This window comes from Acidocella sp. (genome assembly GCF_050253495.1).
Lineage (GTDB): Bacteria > Pseudomonadota > Alphaproteobacteria > Acetobacterales > Acetobacteraceae > Acidocella.
This window is the reverse complement of record NZ_JBFWIX010000023.1, coordinates 1-19,297: the sequence shown is the minus strand read 5'-3', so window position 1 is coordinate 19,297 and position 19,297 is coordinate 1. Positions and strand designations below refer to the sequence as shown.

At 59.2% G+C, this 19,297-nt stretch carries 22 protein-coding genes; 3 read left to right on the top strand and 19 right to left on the bottom strand.

The genetic code is table 11. The features are described 5' to 3' along the window. Positions 1–161 precede the first annotated feature (161 nt). From AB7D48_RS14485 to AB7D48_RS14475, 3 genes are all read left to right on the top strand, one after another. Positions 162–551, top strand: a complete 390-nt coding sequence (locus AB7D48_RS14485) for a hypothetical protein (RefSeq protein WP_427980483.1) — start codon at positions 162–164, stop codon at positions 549–551. Position 552: 1 nt separating this feature from the next. After that, entirely contained in the window at positions 553–1,182 is a 630-nt protein-coding gene (locus AB7D48_RS14480) for a hypothetical protein (protein WP_427980480.1), read from the top strand. Between the two features lie 122 nt (positions 1,183–1,304). Continuing rightward, the gene (locus AB7D48_RS14475) at positions 1,305–1,631 is read left to right on the top strand and encodes a helix-turn-helix domain-containing protein (protein ID WP_427980477.1); all 327 of its coding nucleotides are present in this window, start codon (positions 1,305–1,307) and stop codon (positions 1,629–1,631) included. Position 1,632: 1 nt separating this feature from the next. On the opposite strand, the gene AB7D48_RS14470 is transcribed toward AB7D48_RS14475, so the two are convergent. The 19 genes from AB7D48_RS14470 to AB7D48_RS14380 form a co-directional block, all read right to left on the bottom strand. Next, complete coding sequence (locus AB7D48_RS14470; protein ID WP_427980475.1) at positions 1,633–2,307, bottom strand: hypothetical protein; 675 nt, start codon at positions 2,305–2,307, stop codon at positions 1,633–1,635. A 71-nt stretch (positions 2,308–2,378) separates the two neighbouring features. Further along, positions 2,379–2,963 carry a transglycosylase SLT domain-containing protein gene (locus AB7D48_RS14465; RefSeq protein ID WP_427980473.1) on the bottom strand — a complete coding sequence of 195 codons (585 nt, stop codon included), beginning with the start codon at positions 2,961–2,963 and terminating at the stop codon, positions 2,379–2,381. Between the two features lie 108 nt (positions 2,964–3,071). Then, entirely contained in the window at positions 3,072–3,821 is a 750-nt protein-coding gene (locus tag AB7D48_RS14460) for a class I SAM-dependent methyltransferase (RefSeq protein WP_427980471.1), read from the bottom strand. A gap of 7 nt (positions 3,822–3,828) precedes the next feature. After that, positions 3,829–5,364: a shufflon system plasmid conjugative transfer pilus tip adhesin PilV gene (gene pilV / locus AB7D48_RS14455; RefSeq protein WP_427980468.1), complete on the bottom strand. Its 1,536-nt coding sequence runs from the start codon at positions 5,362–5,364 to the stop codon at positions 3,829–3,831. 1 nt (position 5,365) lies between these two features. Next, on the bottom strand, positions 5,366–5,857 hold the full coding sequence (gene pilM / locus AB7D48_RS14450) for a type IV pilus biogenesis protein PilM (protein ID WP_427980465.1): 492 nt from the start codon (positions 5,855–5,857) through the stop codon (positions 5,366–5,368). Beyond that, positions 5,854–6,837, bottom strand: a complete 984-nt coding sequence (locus tag AB7D48_RS14445; protein WP_427980463.1) for an ATPase, T2SS/T4P/T4SS family — start codon at positions 6,835–6,837, stop codon at positions 5,854–5,856. Before AB7D48_RS14445 ends, pilM begins: the two co-directional genes overlap by 4 nt. Before the next feature lie 12 nt (positions 6,838–6,849). Continuing rightward, positions 6,850–7,332, bottom strand: coding sequence for a type 4 pilus major pilin (locus AB7D48_RS14440; protein ID WP_427980460.1), 483 nt, complete (start codon positions 7,330–7,332; stop codon positions 6,850–6,852). A gap of 14 nt (positions 7,333–7,346) precedes the next feature. Then, positions 7,347–8,483, bottom strand: a complete 1,137-nt coding sequence (locus AB7D48_RS14435) for a type II secretion system F family protein (protein ID WP_427980458.1) — start codon at positions 8,481–8,483, stop codon at positions 7,347–7,349. Further along, complete coding sequence (locus AB7D48_RS14430; protein ID WP_427980455.1) at positions 8,480–10,090, bottom strand: GspE/PulE family protein; 1,611 nt, start codon at positions 10,088–10,090, stop codon at positions 8,480–8,482. The genes AB7D48_RS14435 and AB7D48_RS14430 overlap by 4 nt, the downstream gene beginning before the upstream one ends. Beyond that, the gene (gene pilO2, locus AB7D48_RS14425) at positions 10,080–11,255 is read right to left on the bottom strand and encodes a type 4b pilus protein PilO2 (protein ID WP_427980452.1); all 1,176 of its coding nucleotides are present in this window, start codon (positions 11,253–11,255) and stop codon (positions 10,080–10,082) included. Before pilO2 ends, AB7D48_RS14430 begins: the two co-directional genes overlap by 11 nt. Continuing rightward, positions 11,252–11,800: a type IV pilus biogenesis protein PilP gene (pilP, locus tag AB7D48_RS14420; RefSeq protein ID WP_427980450.1), complete on the bottom strand. Its 549-nt coding sequence runs from the start codon at positions 11,798–11,800 to the stop codon at positions 11,252–11,254. The genes pilO2 and pilP overlap by 4 nt, the downstream gene beginning before the upstream one ends. 53 nt (positions 11,801–11,853) lie before the next feature. After that, the gene (locus AB7D48_RS14415) at positions 11,854–13,473 is read right to left on the bottom strand and encodes a secretin N-terminal domain-containing protein (RefSeq protein ID WP_427980448.1); all 1,620 of its coding nucleotides are present in this window, start codon (positions 13,471–13,473) and stop codon (positions 11,854–11,856) included. Beyond that, entirely contained in the window at positions 13,470–15,266 is a 1,797-nt protein-coding gene (locus tag AB7D48_RS14410) for a TrbI/VirB10 family protein (protein ID WP_427980446.1), read from the bottom strand. Before AB7D48_RS14410 ends, AB7D48_RS14415 begins: the two co-directional genes overlap by 4 nt. Before the next feature lie 95 nt (positions 15,267–15,361). Further along, complete coding sequence (locus tag AB7D48_RS14405) at positions 15,362–15,781, bottom strand: hypothetical protein (protein WP_427980443.1); 420 nt, start codon at positions 15,779–15,781, stop codon at positions 15,362–15,364. Continuing rightward, the gene (gene trbG, locus AB7D48_RS14400) at positions 15,781–16,701 is read right to left on the bottom strand and encodes a P-type conjugative transfer protein TrbG (protein WP_427980441.1); all 921 of its coding nucleotides are present in this window, start codon (positions 16,699–16,701) and stop codon (positions 15,781–15,783) included. Before trbG ends, AB7D48_RS14405 begins: the two co-directional genes overlap by 1 nt. Further along, positions 16,680–17,411 (bottom strand): conjugal transfer protein TrbF, encoded by a 732-nt coding sequence (gene trbF / locus AB7D48_RS14395; protein ID WP_427980438.1) that lies wholly within the window; start codon positions 17,409–17,411, stop codon positions 16,680–16,682. The genes trbG and trbF overlap by 22 nt, the downstream gene beginning before the upstream one ends. A 96-nt stretch (positions 17,412–17,507) precedes the next feature. Next, positions 17,508–18,824: a P-type conjugative transfer protein TrbL gene (gene trbL, locus AB7D48_RS14390; protein WP_427980435.1), complete on the bottom strand. Its 1,317-nt coding sequence runs from the start codon at positions 18,822–18,824 to the stop codon at positions 17,508–17,510. Continuing rightward, positions 18,824–19,054: an EexN family lipoprotein gene (locus tag AB7D48_RS14385; protein WP_427980433.1), complete on the bottom strand. Its 231-nt coding sequence runs from the start codon at positions 19,052–19,054 to the stop codon at positions 18,824–18,826. The genes trbL and AB7D48_RS14385 overlap by 1 nt, the downstream gene beginning before the upstream one ends. 29 nt (positions 19,055–19,083) lie before the next feature. Further along, positions 19,084–19,297 (bottom strand): hypothetical protein (locus tag AB7D48_RS14380; protein ID WP_427980431.1); only part of this gene is annotated, 214 nt, incomplete at its 5' end.

Below are 19,297 nucleotides of genomic sequence, written 5' to 3'. Positions count from 1 at the left end.
GCCTTGCACGCCAATACAGAAAATAGCGGAGCGGTCGGCATAAGATGCCTCGCGAATAACCGCTGCGATTGACGGTTTTCCTTGTATTTTTGGGGTATCTATGGCATTATGCCTTTTCGGCATTATGCCTTTTCGGCGTTTGGATGGAGGGTTGATGTGTTATGCGTGGCAAGACGAAACTTCTGGACGAGTTTGTGTTGTTCACCCTGGTCGAGCCGGTTTTCACGGTATTGCTGGGGTTGGCCGGCGTCATCGTTGCGATCGTGCGGTTGAGCTGGACTGTCCTGCTCGGCTTCCTGCTGATCGGGTGGATCAGTGAGACTGTCCTGGCTTTGATCGCCTGGAACGAGCGTGGGCTGATATTCTGGTTCTATTTCGGCGGTATCTTCCTGGCGGGCCTGATCGCCAAGCGGATTGCCACGTTCCCTGTGAAAAAAGGGGCAGAGTGGGTTATGGCCGGTGGACTTAAGCGACGAGTTCATGATGAACCCTTTGCGGACGTGCCGGATCATCGTCCTGTCATCCAATTCGCTGCCAGCCACCGAGCATAAGATGCGCTACCGCTATAGACCCCGTTCGCATCTGCTTGGCATAGGCATCCTTCTGTTTGGTTTGTATGTCGTGCATCACCCGTGGCTGGCTCAAGCGATCAAGAACAGTCTGTCCGATGGTCAGTTGCCGAGCCTTGGTTTCAGCAATGTCGCCACCTCTAGTCCGGCGTTGGGGCAGGTCAGCTCGCTTTCCGGCCTACCCAACCCGGCCCTGACGCCTGGTGCTCTCAACAGCATGGTCACGCCAGATGATCTTTACAACACCATTTGCCGGCGGGGATGGACGCGGACGGTGCGGCCGGACGAGGACTACACCGAACGGCTGAAACGCGACCAGATCCGGCAATATGGCTACGCCGATCGGCGCTTGGGCGCTTATGAGGAAGATCACCTGGTCAGCCTGGAACTCGGCGGATCACCAACATCGCCTAAAAATCTTTGGCCGGAGCCGCACCAAGCAGCAGGAGGGTGGGGAAGTTACGCCAAGGATCGACTGGAAAATCGTCTCAACCATCTGGTCTGCAACCATGAAATTTCTCTGGCGGACGCCCAAACCATGATCGCTACGAACTGGATTGCCGCCTATCAGCGGTATGTCGGCTCGACGCCCGATAATCGGCCGTCTTACTAACCCCCCATTCCTTGGCGTCTCTCTAAGCCGGCACCTGGTGCCGGCATTTTTTTGTTTCAGGGTTTCCGCTACAGTGATCTGCCAGCGGCGCCAGCGCCGCCGGCTTCATCAGGCGGGACTTCATGGTGATCCGAGGGCAAATACCAGACAAGCGGCGAAAGCCGAGGCCAACGCCTGAGCGGGCTGTATTTGGCGCGAATTTCAAGGCGGCAAGGGAGAGGCTTGGCTTAAGCCAGCGCGAGGCGGCCAGAAGATTGAAGGTGAATCAGCCGTTGCTCAGCGCGGTTGAAAACGGCGCGGCCAATCCGACCATCGAAAGGATGGCTCTGCTCGCGCGGTTTGTGGGGATGCCGCTTTTCGAGCTGTTGCGGCTGCCAGCGATAGACGAAACAATAGACACTATGCCTCCCGGCGACGACAGCGAATGCGACGACGCCGGGAGGGAGTAATTTAGAAGCGGTATGCGACGCCAACTGTGACGACCGGCCACCAGTTCAGAAAATTGAGTTTCGAGTTGACCGAATGCTGGGCTGCGGCGACATCCGCCGCGAGCTTCGGATTGCTCGCCGCGCCGGTTGCGCTCAGGCGCACTTGCGGATTGCCTTCATACATGGCGCCTGCATTGGCCAAGAAGGTCCACCGGCCGCCATCGAAGGGATTGCCCCAGCCTATTCCGACATAGGGCGCGACCCGGTTAAAATGGGTCTTGCCGCTCATCGAGCCGACCTCAGACGCCGTGTAGCGATCGCCATTGATCGTATAGACCCCGCCGGCGTCCGGGGTTGCCGTCGCCGAGACCTGGTTCTGATTGATGAACACGCCGGCATCGAGCGATAGATTCCCGTGGAACGGATACCACGCGAGAACGACAGGGATCGCGCCAAGCCGCAGGTGCGAACTGAAATGTGCGTTATCGGCAGTGAAGTTGAAATTATGCCCGAACCGGGACAGGCCGACATTGAGATTCAAGGTGTGGGGCACGAGCTGGGTTGAAATGCCCCCGCCGATACCTTCTGTGCCGACACCAAGATTCACCGCCACGGGCGGCATGGTGACAGCGGCATGAGCGATGCCTGGCCCAACGAGGACCGCGGATAGAGCGAGAACGGAAAGCGCCTTTTTCATGAAACATCTCCTGTTGCAAGCGGTGAAGCCGCAATCAGGAATAGCATTTCAATGCGATACTCTCAAGCCTATCACTTTAGATTATTCCATACTGTGCGCGCATATTTTTCGTTCCATTGTGGCGTATGTGAGTTGTAGTCGCCCACATGCTGCCAGTATTGCGCGGGATCGTGCGGATCGGCGCCCGCCATCGCCTGCGCCAAAATCCAAGCGCCCAGCGAGACGTTAAGGCAGCCATTATTGAGCACCATCGATCGTGAGATTCCGGCTCGGGCCAACGTCGGCAGCCAGGTCGAGTTGATCTGTGCCGGCCCCATATCGTAGCTGCCATTGGCGTTGTGATGGATCTGCCCAACAACGCCGCCCTCGGTGCGCAAAACCGCAGAAAACAAGGCGACGGGTAGATGATAAAACCGGGCCGCGCCCTGGATACAGGCTGCGGTCACTTCACCCGGACGGTCACTCGTCTTTGCGTCGGCTGGTAGCTCTGGCGCAGGCGACGTTTCCGGGGCGGCGGCCTTGAGTCCTGACTGCATCTGATCGAACGCCAGAACCCACGCCCCCGCTTCGATATTCGTACAGCGGTCATGTATGACCTTGGCGGGCTCAAACCCGACGCGGCCGAGGATGCTAAGCCACGCGCCCGGTATGTGCATTGGACCCACCCCGCCCGCACTTGCGGGGCGGGATATGACCGCTTCGATCGCCGGCACACTGACCCCATAATGAGAGGCGGCGAGAGATACACATGCCAGGGCCATCGGTTATCCCGACACCTTTTGAAAAATCACAGAGTGAGACGGGGTTTTCGAGCGATAACGCCGGTGCTGTACAAACCCGTAATCCGCAAATAGCATCCCCATGTTCTTGGCGTTGAACCATTGCAGATGCTCGGGCGGGCAGATGTCACCCCATCGCGCAAGATCACCCGGCACGGCCGAATGGCCCGCGTCCGGCGCGGATATATAGGCAAAGCCCTGCGGCCTGACACATTCGCGTAGCGTCATCATGTACTCGTGCGGATCGAGAACATGTTCCAACACTTCCGACGAAAAGACGAAATCAAACTGCTCGCCGCGACTGGCGAAATCGGCCAGCGGTTCCGCGTAGAAGCGGTGCTGTGGAAACTCACGCTTGGCATAGGCGATGCTGTTTTCGGAAATATCAACACCAACCGCCTCGCGGGCAAACCGGCCAAGTGCCGCCACCATGAAGCCGCCGCCACAACCAAGATCAAGAATGCGGCGGCCTGCGACGTAGCGAATGAACAAGAGGCTTTGCCAGAACCCTCTCCACTTCCGATCGAAGGCTTTCGGGTAAAAGGTCTCCGTCGCGCCACGATAATTCTTGGCATAGTGATCAATCACCACTGAAAGCGCGGGCCGCGGCGACACGAACAGAAACTCACATTGTTCGCACCGCCGCACTGGAAATCCGTCTTTCTCTAGAGCCAGATTGGTTGCGCCGCGACAGACTTCACACGCCAAATCATACTCTACCATATTCGCCAACATCTATGATTTACCTTGTTACCATGAGTGAGCAGGACATATTCGATCCAACAACATCAAAATAGTCACCAGCGGGTACAATCGCTGACGCCGACGGTATGCCTGCGAAATTCGCGTCACTACCGCCCTCCTGGATCTGACCATTACTTGAAGATATCTGCTGTCCGGCCTGATTGCGAACTATGATCGTCACGTTTTCGACATAGCCCGATGAATACGGCGTGCTATTGCAATTCGACGCCAGAAACATCGGACCCGACCCCGTGTTTTGATACCAGGTGCCGTTGCCTACACCCATCTGATAGGATTGTGTGAACCCCGTGCCGCCCGCCGCCTGCCAAGTGCCGTTCACACACGCCATGAGCTGGCCCGAGCCATTCGCGTTCGCCGCAATCTCACCATTCGGGTTGCAGCCCCCACCTTGATTGGCGCCGCCAAATGCAGTGCCTAGTTCGAGACGCGATCCCACAGTGAATGTATCAGTTACACCGGCATAGCCATTGTTGTAGGCATAGAAGGATTGCCCACCACCTGGTTTGTTCACATACATCGCACCATTTGTTGCAATGGATGCGTTGTTGTTCGAGCCATCATCGGGCACGTTTATCGAAACGTAGGCGCCGCTCGAATTATCTGCTCCTATAAATGCTTGAGTATTGTTGGACAGACTCGACGTACTGACTCCACCGTTTGGGCTTACAGTTTGTACCTGACCTTGAGTGCCCCCGTTCCCGGTTAGGTCAGCAAGCAGGCTGCCGTTCGTTCCGGCACCGACAGAGCCATTCGCGTATAGATCCCACGTGTGAACACCGCCGCCCCAGCCGGCCGGATAACCGGATGTTGCAGACTGCCCGGCCGCCCCGATCCGCCCGTTCGCCTGTATGTTGTTGGCGTTATTAACGTCATTGTTGCCCATATTCAAAGCGGTCTGCATCGTGTTCAGTTGGGGCTGGCCGGGCACGGCCACCCGGTAGAGGTAATCATTTTCGAGGTTGCCGTTGTTGAACGCCAACAAGGCGGCCAGGTGGCCGGGACCGGGATTCGTATAGCCATTCAGAGCCACGCTCCAATGACCATAGGCACCTTGCGCGGCGGCCGCGCTCAGCGACCCATATTGGCCGTTGTAGGGGACGAACCCGCCTTCCTGGCCGGTTTGCGTGGCAATCGCCGGGGCCTGCTTTTCGGGAATCGTCGCCCCGCCCGTGCTCAGCACAAGGGCTTGGAGCTGACCTGGCGACGGCTGCAAGACCTGCACCACCCAGGTTTGTCCGAACGGATTAGTGGGTGACGTGGATGGCGACAGATAGCCCGTGCTTTCCAGCATCGGGACGGTGATCGTCGCCGGCGAACCGGCCGTGCTGTTCGCTTCGACCGCCGCATAATTTGCCTGAATATAGGCTTGGGCGGCTGTCGCGATCTGGCGCATCTGCCCGGCGGTCGCGGCTGACTGGACGTTGTGGAGGGCCGCTTCCTGGTAAGAGATCACTGGCCGGACCGCGAGCAGGCCGATCAATACCGCAAACAACGCACCTAATATCGGTCCCATGTCAGCCTCCTAGCTGCACAACAGAAATCATGTCACCAGAAGGGATGCCCGCCGGCAGTGTGCCCATTGTTCCATAGGCCGGTGTGTTCCACACTGTGCCCTCGGCACGGCCGATCGATACATCGCCGCCAAACTGCATCACGGTCTCGGCGACTGTCCCAGTCGGCGCTGGCGCCCACGTGTAGACAATTCGTGATCCGTTCGGGCCTGGCGTAATTAAATTGCCAATGCCAGCAGGCAAATTGCTCACCGCCACCCCCGGCGGAAAAATCAGGAATTGCGGGAGCACATTCGCATTGCCGCCCGTGCCGACGCTGGCGTTTGCCTCAGCGTAGGCCAGGACCGCATTTCTATAAATCATGAAGTCTTGACCTGTCGCCAGCGCTGCCGGCTGCGATGATGCTGCGGGGACGTTTAGCGACTGGACACGATCGATCGCGCCGATTCCAATGAACGACAATACGATCATCACCGACAGAATTGCCCACATCATAGCGTACCGCCCCCCAAAAATAGCCGACGTTGGCGTTCAATCTCGCTTCCGAGCTGGTCGAAATTTCCCGACCGGATGGCCGAGCGCACCTGGTCGCGAGTGCCGTCAACCACCAGCAACGGAGATACCGTCAAGAGCCGATCCGGTGGCGATGAACGGCCGGGCAGCCCAGGCGGTAACGGCACGCCAGGCATAAGACGGGGGTTGCGCAATGTCAGATGAAATACCGCCGTCAGGGCGTGGGCGAGAGCGTCCTTTTGATCGCCCGTCGAGCGGGCGAATCGCAACAATCCGGTTTGTAGATCCGGACCGTGAAACGTCGTGACGACAGGATGTCCGGACGTGCTCAAATTCAGCACCTCGCGGGCGGCGATATCGGTCTTGACTTCGCCACAAAACAACAAATTGGCTGCACTACGGAGCATTCCCCGCAGCGCTGGTCCCATATCATCGTCCGATTCTACTTCGGTCTGATAAACGATACCTTTACCGTGCCGGCCTTCCAGATCCATCTCGATCGGCGCCTCGACCGTCATGGCAACGCCGCCATGGCGCGAGATATATTCCACAGTGAAGCTCGATGCCGCGGTGGTTTTGCCAGCCGCCATCGAGCCGATGAACAGGATTAAGCCGTTCCGCACAGGGTGGCTCAATAGCCGATCGACAACAGCAGCGGGCATTCCCAGCTCGATGAGCGGCTTCGGCGTGCCTGCGAAACGCCGGCAGACGAATAGCGGTTCGATATGGGCGGTCATCAATGGTTTGACCCGCAACCGCTCCCGGCGGGCCGTGCCCCACTCAATGCTAAATGATTGGGTTGTCGAACGGGCCAGCAGATCGCGCCTCAGCCCCTGGATCTCCGGGAATAATGCCTCGGGCACGAACTCCATCTCGCGCGTGTCCGGCGTCGCTTTCAACCAAGACGACGCCGGATCACCGCTCACGAAGAGATCAGAAAACGGGAGATCAAGAAGCTCCACTGTCGCTCCTGATTACGAGGCGAACGTGAACTGAATCTGATTGTTGCCGCCAGACGTGCATTGCGTCGCCACGGTGCCCGGATCAACCGGCGAGGTGTCTGCCGTGCCGTTGATCGAGATACTTTTGTAGGACGACACTGCCGTCGCCAGCTTGTTGCAAGCCGCCTGCGGGATGCCCGCGAGAATGATATCGAACTCGCCAGGGTTGGCGTCCGGCTGCACCGTCACAGCGCCCGCCCACGGGTCGAGCAGTGTATTGCCGCTGACCATGCTATTCGGCGCTGCTTTCGCTGAAATCACCACGGTATCGCTCAGAGACGCAGTGCTGGCCGTCCCGCCATAAAGTTGCGCGACATTCGATTGGAGTGTGGTGACATCCGCCGCTGCGGTCGATACCTTGTTGCTTGACAGGGCTTCATAAAGCACCACGACAACCGCAACAATCGCGAGTAGTCCAAGCAAATACTTGAACAGGGTGCCAAGAATTTCCGACATGAGCTTCTACCTCCTTAAGACAGACCGGGGACATTCCCGATCTGGATCGACAAACTGTTGATGCCGAGCAACACGATCAGCATCAGGGCATACATCGCGATATCGAACGCGAAACCGAGGGCTCGCACGCGGGCTTTCGTGATCCATTCCAACTCATCGGCCCACTGCACCGCACGGCGCATAATCCGCTCGGGGAAGTCATCGAAGTCCGACATGGAGCCGATATCATCGATCAGTTCCGGGTTCGGAAAACCAAAGCCAGACGTTTCCAGCGCGGGCGCGAGGCCCTGCCCGTTCAACATCCGCCGCCTGACCGTTATAAGCCGCTGACGCAGCCATGGCGTTGCAAAGCGTGCCTGATCTTCCAGCACGCGCGTATCACTCATCCCGGCCCGCAACATCGAGGCGAATGTCAGCAGCCACACATACCCCTGAATGTCGCGATAGAAATTGAAAGGGAAAAACCGCTCAGCGATGACACGTTGCGCGCCGATCCACCGGGGCAACGCCCAAGTAGTCCATCCGGCACCGCCGACCAGTAGCCCGACCGGAATCAGCATCCACGGGCCGGTCGCAAAATTACCCAACGTGTAAAGCAATGCGCCCGCACCATGAACTGCATCAGCAGGCACTGTCTTGGCAATGCTCGGCAAGAAGAACGTCCCAATTGCCCACAACATGCCGTAGATCGCGAACAGGTAGACGAGCGGTGTCGTGAAGGCGCTGACCATCGTTCGCCTCACATTCGCGATCCTTGCCTTGGATTCCACGAGCAGGTCGAACGCCTGCTCGATCCGACCAGCGGTTTCACCGCCGGCGATCGTCAAGGCTTCATCCATCGGCACCCAGCGGCGCAGGGCGACGGATAACTGCCCACCGTCGCGCATCCGTCGAATCACGTCCTCGACCACCATGACACAACTTTTGCGCTTCTGGCGTTTCAGGCGACGGACGAACGTCTCAAGCGCCGCGATCTCCCCGATATGATTGCCGACCTGCACCGACATATGCCGATATAGTGCGGAGCGGACGGACCACGAGAATGCCAGCCGGTTCAACCACGTCTCGAATGAGCCTCCTTTCAGACTCACCCCATTCTTTGGTGTCATCCGGTCGATGAACGACCGGGCGCGTTTCAGGGTGGCGCTCATTCGTCCACCCTATCCGCCGGCACAACCACATCGACATACTCCCCGACATCGCGCGGATCGATCCGTCCTGCCATTACACCATCCATGGCTGTATGCAGCACTGACCAATCGGCATCTGCGCGCATCCGATAATTCTTACGGGCGGTGTCGGCGCCGTGATCGACAAAATCGCGCATCAAATCAGCGTCAGTAACAATAACCTCGGCGATGGCGATCCGGCGGCTGGTGCCATCGTGGTGGCAGGCCGCACATCCCGCCCCCCGCAACCGCACGCCCGACAGATCCCCATAATGCGCCCATGCGGCCGCATAGGTGTCCAGCACCGCCCGCAGGCGAGGCCAGAGGGCATCGCTGGCTGCGTCCGCCAGGGGTACGGCACAATGCGGGCAGAGTTGCGGCACAAGCCTCTGATTGACGATCCCACGGATCATCTTGCTATTGCAGAACATCTTACGCGGCAGACGAGCCGCATCCATGATTTCGATGCGATCTGGCACGGAGAATGGATCTTCGGTGTGGATCGTGCTGAAAACTTTATGGCCGGTCAATGATGCCTCGAAAGCCGTTAACGCCACGCCAACAGAACGGATTTCGCCAAGGAAAATCAAATCCGGGTCCATCCGAAGCGAATGGCGGAGATAATCACCAAAGGCATCGCCTTCATCATCGCCTGCCTCATCGCCCGTAATGGATAGCTGCACGGCCCATGGCATCGGGTATTCTACGGGCTTTTCGATCGAGACAAGCCGCCGCCTGGGCGATAACCGCGCCGATTCACGCAGCAACTCATAAATCGAAGTGGTTTTGCCAGAGCCCGTTGGCCCTGTGAACAGAACGATCCCGCTCGATCCCTCAATCAGAAACCGCAACTTGTCTGCCTGTTTGGCCTGGTAGCCCATTTCTTCAAGCCGCAGGATTCCATCGGGGCGGCGAGGATAGTCTAAGACGGCTTTTCCGACTCCTTGTTTGCGGGCCGCCGCAGTGTCCAGGTATTGCAAGCGCAGAATCATGAAGCCGCCGCCAACTTCCACAGGATGCGCTGGGCCGCGAACGATGCGGACTGATGATAGCCCGAACTCCTGCACAATTGGCCCGCTGATCTGCGCATTCTGCGTTTCCAGCGGGGTGAACGACGCATCCTTGACGACAGCGATTCCTTGGTAAAACGCCCGGATGATCGCTTCGCCTTCTTCTTGTGTCAGCCGTTCCGCAACGCGCAGCTCGCCCTTCACGCGGAACTGAACCTCTGTGTGCGATCCGCGCAGCAGAATATGAATATCAGACGCGGTATAGCTCGCGGCCCGCGCCAACATCGTCATGGCCGCCTCACGGTTTTCGAGCGCTGCCTCATTGCCCGGCGATGGCGACCGCATAGTGGGGCGAAAGCCATTTCGCCGCCACTCAACGATCTCATCGAGATCGAGCGAGACCACCTCGAATTTCACGCCCCGCTGCCGACACCGATCTAGCCATGTCAGCAATAGCGGGTCCGCTTTGCGGCGCGGCTCAACATAAAGTTTCTGCGCCGCGTGATCGAGCGCGATAAATTCGCTCAAATGCTCCGGCAACGCCGGTAGATCACGACCGATACGAACATCATCTTCCATAAATCATCCCCTGAATAGACCAGCCATCAGCTTTTTTTTGCACGAACGTCAGCCTCAATCCTGGTATCTGATCGAACGCGATACCGAACGGCGCCACCGGCAGGGTGAACGCCACTGATTGAGCTGGGATTGGCGGTGGTTTCGTGGTGTCTGTTGAGCCAGGAAGCTGCGGCGGTGCGGGAGGCGCGGAAATCTGCGCCTGCACACCGAGCGGTTGCAGCAGGGCGTAGAGCGCAGCGTCAGCAGCAGCCAGGCCCCGCGCGTCATCTGTCCCATGAGCCAGCGGCGGCCAGGCTATGGATTGCACGACACTATTGCCATCCGACGATAACGCGCCCGCCGGCCTCTCGGCCACGGTCGCACCCATGTCCCGCTTCCATGTCACGGTCGCGCTGGACGCGCCGCAGGCCACACCCGCGTTCACCCAACCATCTTCGGCGACCGGCACCGCCCCGGTCGCATCAGAACACGCCGACAGCCACTCATCTGGCGCGGGCGAACTGAGCAACGGTGAAACCGCCTTCTGTTCCGCCAGGATGCGCGCCCGCTCGGCCGCCAGGGCTTCAAGCCGATGCCGTTGTTCCACCTCGACGTGATGATGCCACAGCCACGCCCCGCCGATGACGACGAGGATCACCCCGATCCCCGGAACGATAACCCGCCAAGGAGATACCGGCTCAACCGATCTGACTGGCACCAGAGCGTCGGAACCCCGTGCCGCTTCTAAGATCGGCAGCAGATCATCCGTCAGCGTGCCTTTGAGATACTTCCAGTCTGCGTAGTTTTCGTGCCGTTGGCGGGCCTCAAGAATGGTCTCGTAACTGCCAATCACATCACCATCGGGCAGGACCGCTTGACCGTCGCGAACCGCCAGATACCACCACAGATCATCGGAAAGCTGGTAGATGCCCAACCAGGGCTGTTCCTGCGACTGCGCGATGGCCGCCGCCAACGAAAACACCCGCTTCGGCTTGCTGTTTTCCACCGCAGGACAAAAACCCGCCTGGATAACCTGGCTGGTCCCACGAACAGCAACCCAATCCGCGCCGAGATCCTTGGCGTCCTCCCGCAGCTCGGCGAGCTTCGGCCGATCGGCGAACGAACGCCAAACGAGCCCTGCGATCCATTGCCGGTCTCCGGCCTCGATGACTCGCGCGGCTGTCATTGAGACGCGCCGGGCAGAGCCGGCGGGTAAGACGCCGGACGGGGGACGCTGACCTGCGATGCCGACACCGCCGGCGCTGACGTACTATCCTGCGCGCTGACAAACGGCAGCGGCAGGAGGTTGCCGGCCTTCATCACGTTCACGCCCGAGGCGGTCACGTCATGAACCGTCAGCCCATCGCCAAGGCCAAGCCCCCGCGTGGCGACAATCTCGCCGCCATCTGGCATCATCAACACTGCCGAAAGGCGAGTGCCCCGGCCATCGATCGAGACAATGCGCGGCATCGTATCCTGCGGTGCCGGCGCGGCCGAGGCGGGTTGCGGTGGCTTGCCGAATGCCACGCCTGGAAATCCAGTTGGCGCTGCCGACTCCCCTGTTGACGGATTGCCCGCATTCTTAATCCCCGCTTTGAGCTTGGCGATTTGCAATTCCTGCTTGAGCACCGCGATCTGAGCGTTCAGCGCATCGAGCTGGCTGATCGTGGTGGTCTTGTTTGACGCAGGTGCGGGATCGGCTAACGCCAAGCCCGGCATCAGCATCGCCATAGATGTGGCTAGAAGAAGGACGGATTTACAAGCCATGATGTTATCTCCCCGGTTCACAGCGACCGCGCGCTGACCACGATCGCGATCAGGGTTTTCTTCACCTGCGCGTCACCACCACCGCCCAGGAAGGCAAAGAACGGCGTGCCAACGCCGTTGTTTGTCGTGTTCCCGTCCGCTTCTTTGTAGCCGGTGATCATCAGTGTGCTGCCCGAACGCAGGGATGCCGATTGATTGACGACGGTATCTGTCGTCGTCGGCACCTGGATAGAAGCGCCGCCGCTGCTCACTGTCTTGAGGTTGACCAGCGACGAAATCGTCATGTTCATGCCGAGCAGAATCCGGTTGCCGACAACGCGCGGCGTCACCGTTCCGGTGAAACCCGTGGTGACCGTCCCTGGTATCAATCCCGTGGTGGACCCGACATTGGCCGCCTGGTTGATCTGGCTCTCCGCCAGATATCCCGTTTGCTGCGCTACCTGGATCGCGGCGGGCTGACCATTCAGCGTCACGCGCGACTGGCTGAAAACCTGGCTGACATGGCCCAGCGTCGCGAGCGCCTGCACCGCCGCCTGCGTGCCGGCGAACTCACCCGCCGCCCCTTGCGCCGTGCTCAGGATGGACGCGCCAAAGGAAAAGGTCGAACTGCCCGAGGCAACCGCCGGGGCCGGTGCGCCGGCCAACGAGAGACCAAACGACTTCGCCGCATTCTGAAAAGCGAGAGTCGGGTTGAACCCGTAATTCTGTTCGTTGTTGAGCTGTACGTTATAGATGTGGATTGTGATCGCCACCTGCTTCGAGAGAGTCTGTTGTAGCGTCTCCACCCATGATGCGACCTGGCTCACCTGATCAGGCGTTCCCGTCACGGTAATCGTGCCGGAGGACGCATCCGCCGTCACCTTGGCGCCCCCACTGACGGCCTCGGCCGTCTTTTGCATCCCCTTCCAAATATCCGTGGTGGACGTGTTGGTGATCGAGGTATCGCCATTCGAGCTATTGCCGCCAGAGCTTCCGCCGCTCGACGAACTCAGGCCGAGCGCCCCGGATGAACTGGTTGCGCCCGCGCTGGCCACGATCTTGCTCTGCGTTGTCGTCGTGGTCGGCAAAGCCGGAATCAAAAAGGTTCGCGACTCAATCTTGAATAGCGTAATCGTGCCGCCATCCAGCCGCCAGGATAATCCCGCGCGGGCGGTGATCGTATCAAGCAAGCCCCGCAGCGTTCCGTGATATCGCAACGAAAGCGACGGCACATGCACAGTGTCCCCACCGCTCGCAGCAGCGGAGAACAGCGCCGCCGGCGGTGGAGGAAGCGCGCCAGCGGTCTCGGATGACGGTAGCGCCGGAATGGCGTCAAGCCCGCTTGACGGCATCGACAAGCCGGTGACGCGCACCGGCACGCCGGTAATGTCGCTGATCCGGCCAGCCAACTCATGGATCGACAGCGGTTGGGCGCTGACCAGCGTCACATTTTCCAGAAGTAGCGGGTTCGGAGGCGGCGCGATCTTCACCGGCGGCCCCATCAGGAACGGTGCGGGCGTGCTCTGCACGATTTTCGGAAAATACGAAGAAGCGCCATCAGCTTCCGCCTTTGCTTTGGCGTTCATATTCGCCGCTTGGTGGAATGTGGCGCAGCCGGACAGAGCCGTCGCGGCGAGTAGGATTGTCCAGCGTTTCATTGGTTGACTCCAGTCACAACAAGAGTGTGGTTGCCGCGATAAAATGTGGCGTGAATCGGCGCTCCCTGTGCCGCCAGATCCTCGATGACCTGGCTTGCCGCGCCGGAGAACGTGCCTTGGAAATTACTGGCACGCGGGACGGGCCAGTCCTGCCCGACATTCCAGATGACATGCCAGCCCGCGCTCTGGCCCCAGGACGCAAGCTGCCGTCCGACCAGTTGTCCGGCGGGAAGCGACCAGGTGGGAAGCGGCGGCGGGACGGGCGCTGCCGCCGTTGCATTGGGTGGCAACGGCAGAGATGGCACCGCGACAACACCGTTGCGATTATGAGGGGTGGTCGATGCCGGCGGTAAGGTGCCTAGCAACGACTGCGGATGGCCTGACGCATCGTTCGGGCCACTCTTGTCCGGGGCGGGCGTCACCAATTGCTGATGCGAGAGGTGGTTCTGCTGCAACGGCTCCGCGATCCACATAGCTTTGTCGGTTTGCGTGGAGGGGGCATTGCCCGCTTCACTCGACAATGCCGCGACCGATTGCCATGGTTTAATGACCAAATCGCGGGTGATCATCACGTCAAACCTGTAGCCTTGCCGAATTTTGAGTGTCGGCGCGATGCCGATATCCCGGTTGATCAGATTTTGGCCAGTCTGGCCGAGCTGTTGGCCGAGCGAACCCGCGATGATCTGCTGACTCGAATAGGTGCTGCTCGGCGACGCCTGCGGCTGCGAAAGCTGCACGCCGGCGGAAAAGACCGACATGAGCAACGCATCGCCGAAAATCCGGAAATAGTGATTGTTCACCTGGTCATGGAAACCGGCAAAGCCGCTCGGACTTGCCCCCGGCATTGAATCGATATCGAGGCTCGACCCATCCGGGTAAATGATCCGGTTCCAGACGACGAGCACACGACTTTGGCCGTTCGATACCTGGTCGTCATAAGTGCCAATCAACTCCGCCCCTTGCGGGACCAGGACCTGCGAACCATCCGGGGTGTTGTAGACATTGCTGGCTACTCTCGCGAGGATCTGTCCCGGCAAATCGCTATCAATCCCGGTCTCCATCACTGCGGGAATGACCGTCCCCGCCCGTAAAACATCCGACGAAATCGGCGCTTCACGGCCCGTTGGCAAATAATCCGGGTTGCCACGCAATTTGCCGAGATAGGAGGATTTTTGCGCGGCGGAGAGCGCGGCCGACTGACCCGACGAGCCGCCGGCGAAGGACACCGCATTGCCGCTGGTGCTGCCGCCGTCCGGTGTCAGAGTCCCGTCCGGCGATGTCCCGTTGATCATACCAGCCAGCGGGTTAGTGCCCGCCGGCGCCGTAAACGACGCAGGCGTGGTCGCGACCGTTCCGGCCGCGCCAGGGTTCCCACCGCTCGATGCGGCCAAGCCTGACGAGAGAGCCTGCCGACGCTGGTCCGTCAGCTTTTGCGTCTGCTGAATAACCCCCGACACATACTGCACCCATGCCTGCTGCACGATCTGCTGTGTCGGGCTTGCTGTCGCGGACTGATCGGCCAAGCCTGTCGTTTTCGCCCCAGCACCCGAATTGTTCGACCCGGCCGGGGGAGTCGTTTTTGGCGGAGTTACGGTTAACGGAGCACTGCCACCTTCCTCCTGTAATTTCTTCATCAGGGCCGCTGAGGACGAGTTTGTATCATCGCCCGTGTCCTGGCTCGCTGTTGCTACAGATGTCGCCGCCCCCGGCTTCTTATGCACACGAACAAATGTGCCATCGATGATGACAGCGGCCATGACGCCCACAACACCAACGCCAGCAATCGCGATCATGGGCGAAAGCCGGCGCACTTTGGCTGACGATATTTTGCTCGAAGGCGTTAGGCCGCTACGTTGGCTAAGCGGGTCATCCTTTGACAACCTTACCTTCATTCGGCCCGCCCAACAGTCATTGGCGACACCGGCACCAGCTTGCCCGCCTTATCCGGCTGATAAGCACGCGACAGGACTTCATTTTTCGTCCAGACACGTAGCAAGATCGATTGATCGAATGTTGAAACCGCGTAGCGCACCTTGATGCCGGTTTTCGTAGACACCCCGAAGCCGCGCGAGCGCATCGCAGCGTCGATGGCTTTCCCGACATTCTTGCCCGCTGGCCCCGAGGCTGGTTGCAGCATTACCGTGGTCTTAGCGGGCGGCAGCGCGTGCGCGACCAGGCCGGTGAGGTTTGCCGCGATCTCCTGATCCTTGACGGACGACGGCACCGCCGCAAACGAACCCGTTCCCATCGAGGTCGCGCAGCCGCTTAGCCCAAGCATCGCGACCAATATGATGACCCGCTCGCGCATCAAAACCTCTGTCCTGTATATGTTATGCGAACCGAGCGCTGGTCTGAGCCGACACCCGCGATCAGTTCCGCGCGTGTCAAGACACGATCAACGATATAGACCGCTCCATTGACCCGGTAATTGACCAACTCTGTTTTACCATTGTTGCCCAGCGCGAGCAGAACCGGCGCCGTCGTCACGAGCATCTTGTCCGGGAAATCGATGTATGTTTTCGTGCCATCGGTATAGACCCGAACCGGGCGCCAGCCTGGATTATCGCCACTCAGCCGATAATTGAAGTCGAGCTTCGCAACAGATTGGCCTGACGGCAGCACATTGTCCGTCTGCTCCTGATCCATTTTGGCGTGATATGCGGCCCAGGCCGCTTGCACATCGCTGGGATATTGGAAAGCTACGACCGGCATCCAACGATGACGGTCCGAGATGAGTTGAATCGTGTAGGTCCGGCGATTGGTCGAGATCACCATGTCCGTCGAAAGCCCGGAGTTCACCGGCTTGACCAGAACATGAGTGACGGCATCCGCCCCATCCCCACTGACTGCCGGGATCGCCTGCCACTCGGTCGAGTCACCGATATTGATCTGCTTCACGACCTCGCCAGGTTGCAGGCTGATATCACACACGCGCAATGGCGCGCAGACCAATGTCGGCAGCGTCGCCCCATACAAAAACTGCACAGCCCCGTCACTTCCAGGCGTCGGCAGGTTTCGCGATCCGGTCCACGCCTCAGATATCCGCAACCCCGCTGCGGCCTTCGCGCCTAACGGCACGACTTTATTGCTCAGCAGCGGAACCGGCGGAGGTAGCTCCTTAGGGTTGATTGCTGGCACCGCTTGTTGCGCCAGCGCCGACATCGGCACCATCATACACGCCGCCAAAATGCCCCAACCAATACGCATCAGTTCACGCTCCGCGACCACGAGAAATTCGTAATGTAAATACCCATAGGGTTTTTCATGATTGCCGACGCCGACGCCGGCGGCTCGATTTTGATCGTGATGATTGCCGACCAGTTTTCAATATCGTCCGTGCCGTCATGACGGCCGCGATCATTCTCGGTCCATGTCACACGATAGACGTTCGGCGAGATTGGCAACACGTCATGGACATTCACCGATACCGCATCATCATGGCTGCGCTTGTAGGGGTTATTCTGTTGCAGCCATTGATTCAGCGAAGCGAACGCCTGACTATCTGGCGCAATCGAGGTATAGGCATCCGCAAGAATTGTCGTCTCGGCGCGCTGATCGTTGAACACGGACCTGACATCAAAAATCCAGCGCGCGAGCTGGGCCGCAATAACCCGCCCGTCCTCGGGTGGGGCTTCGGTGAGCGGCGCTACGGCGACCGCATCGCCGAGCTTGTTCACCTGAACCACGAACGGCACGAACCTGCTCTGACTGGATCGATAGCCCGCCCATCCGACAGCGACGAAAGCGACAGCCAAAGCCCCGATGGCGACAAGCCGCCATTGCGACGCTTGTTTAACGAAATCACCATAGCGTTCATTCCATTCCCGCCGACCCGCCAAATAAGGGCTGGCCCCATCAGATGATGAGGCCAGCTTGTCGAAGTCTGCCGGGCTTTCGTTCAAAGCCGGCGGTTGCCGACGAGTCAGAGGATTACGCATGGTCTATACCTTACGATAGCGGACTATGGTTGTCACTATTATTTTGAGCTTTTTATGCGGAAAAACGACGCATGCCATGGGCTATAGCGTACGGCCTTATGGGTCCGGCGTCAGGCGCGGCACATCCGATTTAGACGTGTTCGCACTGCGAATGCGGCGGGCCATCCGACCGCCCATTGTGCCGCCCCGAGAAGCTGGGTCGCCCTCAAGGCGGCCTTGCATATCCGCCATTGCGGCACGGCCGAGGATACCAGCAGTCCGCGCCATCAACTGCCCCCGGCCCAGGCTCGAACCGCCGCCACTGGATGCTCCGCCAGCGGCGCTTTCGCCCGCTCCGCCGCTCGCGGCCGCGCCCAATGCCCCCGCCGCGCCTTCCGCACCTGCGCCCCCACCGGCTGCTGCGGCAAGCTGACTTGCCTCACTCGCTGCTGACAACGCACCAGCGCCACCCGCCATGGCACCAGCCGCTGCGCCGGCCAAGGCCGCGGTCGCGGCGGACATTCCCATGCCGGTATTGAGGTTGCCTCCGTTAATGATGCCTTGAACGAGATCGGGAATGCCCTTCATCAAAACATAAAAGACTACCACCGCGCCCAGCAACGCCAATATAGAGGCCCAGGATGCGTCCGGGATTTGATTAGCGAATTGCGTGATTATTGTTTGACCAATCCCTACCACCAATTCCATCACAAACAACTTCGCAGCGATCGACATAACGTAGCGAATTACGCTGAGAGCATAAGTATTGGTCCAGCGCGATCCGCCGAGACCCATGAAAATGATTCCAGCGGCGACGGCAAAATGTGCTTCGATGACAACGAACACAATATTCGCTGTGATCAGCGCAAAGATAATCATCATCGCCATAGCCGCGATCGCCAGCGCGATATCCGCCCCGACTTTCCAATAAGCCATGTCACTGGTTACTTTAGTGACAATATTCAGCGCTACCGTGAAAATGTTGCCTGGATTCGCTAGTGAAACCCCACCAACACTTGATGCGGCATCTTGTAACCCCACGATTACGTCCTGCGCATATTCCGGAAAATGCGATAGCATTCCGTAGAAAAAGCCGATCACCACGATCTGCTGGATCAGCTCAATCACGATCTCCGCGATATCCCCGCCTCGCAATAAGATGCGCGAGATCGACCACGCGACCTCGATACCAGCAAGCGTCCAGAATAGTTTTTCGGCAATATTTTGAAGCGGTGTGATCCACGTTGAGGTCGCATTTTTGTATGTCGTGACGATATCGTTGACAATTGCCGCAGGCGCCAATGACGCAGGGATAGCAGCGGACGGAGGCGTAGCCGCCCATGCAGCGTGTGTCATAGCCATTGCCATAACGACGACCGTTATGGCACCCAATATCGCCCGCGCGGACAAACTACTGACTCGATTGCGTTGCATCAGTATCCGGTCCCCTTGTTATTGAGGGGCAAATTAGCCGGTGCAAAAAAGTTTTTCTTTTTTGCCGCGCGCGCGTTTTTACACTCACTCGAATTTTGACTCGGCCCACATTTCGCGAGCGCTTTAACCAGAGCCGTCGGATGCTGGCTAAACCATTTGACCGAATGGCTATGATGACAACCAGCGAGTGGAAGGATCAAAACTACCGCTAAGACTGCTCTAGTGCGCATGACGAGACTCTTTCGTGCGAGGGGTGCGATCAATAGCCAACGCCCTGCCCGTTCAGGGGCAGATTTGTCGGCGCCATAAACTGATTGGTTGCGTTTACTTGCGCCTGTTCTTGCAGCGCAGCTTGCTGCTGCGCGCGGTCCGCACTCGACAAGAGCGCGTTCTGTTCGGTGAGCTGGCTCGCGACATTGCCGACGAGCTGGTTCGTGGCCTGGATTGCCGCCGTTGGCCCCGGAGCGCCAGCG

What these genes read in the sequence shown, in the direction of transcription:
- trbF (WP_427980438.1), bottom strand. Translation starts at nt 17,411, where the DNA reads ATGCGTAATCCTCTGACTCGTCGGCAACCGCCGGCTTTGAACGAAAGC.
- trbL (WP_427980435.1), bottom strand. Translation starts at nt 18,824, where the DNA reads ATGCAACGCAATCGAGTCAGTAGTTTGTCCGCGCGGGCGATATTGGGT.
- AB7D48_RS14405 (WP_427980443.1), bottom strand. Translation starts at nt 15,781, where the DNA reads ATGCGCGAGCGGGTCATCATATTGGTCGCGATGCTTGGGCTAAGCGGC.
- pilP (WP_427980450.1), bottom strand. Translation starts at nt 11,800, where the DNA reads ATGGCGATGCTGATGCCGGGCTTGGCGTTAGCCGATCCCGCACCTGCG.
- pilV (WP_427980468.1), bottom strand. Translation starts at nt 5,364, where the DNA reads ATGGGACCGATATTAGGTGCGTTGTTTGCGGTATTGATCGGCCTGCTC.
- AB7D48_RS14465 (WP_427980473.1), bottom strand. Translation starts at nt 2,963, where the DNA reads ATGCACATACCGGGCGCGTGGCTTAGCATCCTCGGCCGCGTCGGGTTT.
- AB7D48_RS14385 (WP_427980433.1), bottom strand. Translation starts at nt 19,054, where the DNA reads ATGCGCACTAGAGCAGTCTTAGCGGTAGTTTTGATCCTTCCACTCGCT.
- AB7D48_RS14435 (WP_427980458.1), bottom strand. Translation starts at nt 8,483, where the DNA reads ATGAGCGCCACCCTGAAACGCGCCCGGTCGTTCATCGACCGGATGACA.
- AB7D48_RS14485 (WP_427980483.1), top strand. Translation starts at nt 162, where the DNA reads ATGCGTGGCAAGACGAAACTTCTGGACGAGTTTGTGTTGTTCACCCTG.
- AB7D48_RS14430 (WP_427980455.1), bottom strand. Translation starts at nt 10,090, where the DNA reads ATGGAAGATGATGTTCGTATCGGTCGTGATCTACCGGCGTTGCCGGAG.
- AB7D48_RS14440 (WP_427980460.1), bottom strand. Translation starts at nt 7,332, where the DNA reads ATGTCGGAAATTCTTGGCACCCTGTTCAAGTATTTGCTTGGACTACTC.
- AB7D48_RS14460 (WP_427980471.1), bottom strand. Translation starts at nt 3,821, where the DNA reads ATGTTGGCGAATATGGTAGAGTATGATTTGGCGTGTGAAGTCTGTCGC.
- AB7D48_RS14475 (WP_427980477.1), top strand. Translation starts at nt 1,305, where the DNA reads ATGGTGATCCGAGGGCAAATACCAGACAAGCGGCGAAAGCCGAGGCCA.
- AB7D48_RS14410 (WP_427980446.1), bottom strand. Translation starts at nt 15,266, where the DNA reads ATGATCGCGATTGCTGGCGTTGGTGTTGTGGGCGTCATGGCCGCTGTC.
- AB7D48_RS14470 (WP_427980475.1), bottom strand. Translation starts at nt 2,307, where the DNA reads ATGAAAAAGGCGCTTTCCGTTCTCGCTCTATCCGCGGTCCTCGTTGGG.
- pilM (WP_427980465.1), bottom strand. Translation starts at nt 5,857, where the DNA reads ATGATGTGGGCAATTCTGTCGGTGATGATCGTATTGTCGTTCATTGGA.
- AB7D48_RS14480 (WP_427980480.1), top strand. Translation starts at nt 553, where the DNA reads ATGCGCTACCGCTATAGACCCCGTTCGCATCTGCTTGGCATAGGCATC.
- pilO2 (WP_427980452.1), bottom strand. Translation starts at nt 11,255, where the DNA reads ATGACAGCCGCGCGAGTCATCGAGGCCGGAGACCGGCAATGGATCGCA.
- AB7D48_RS14415 (WP_427980448.1), bottom strand. Translation starts at nt 13,473, where the DNA reads ATGAAACGCTGGACAATCCTACTCGCCGCGACGGCTCTGTCCGGCTGC.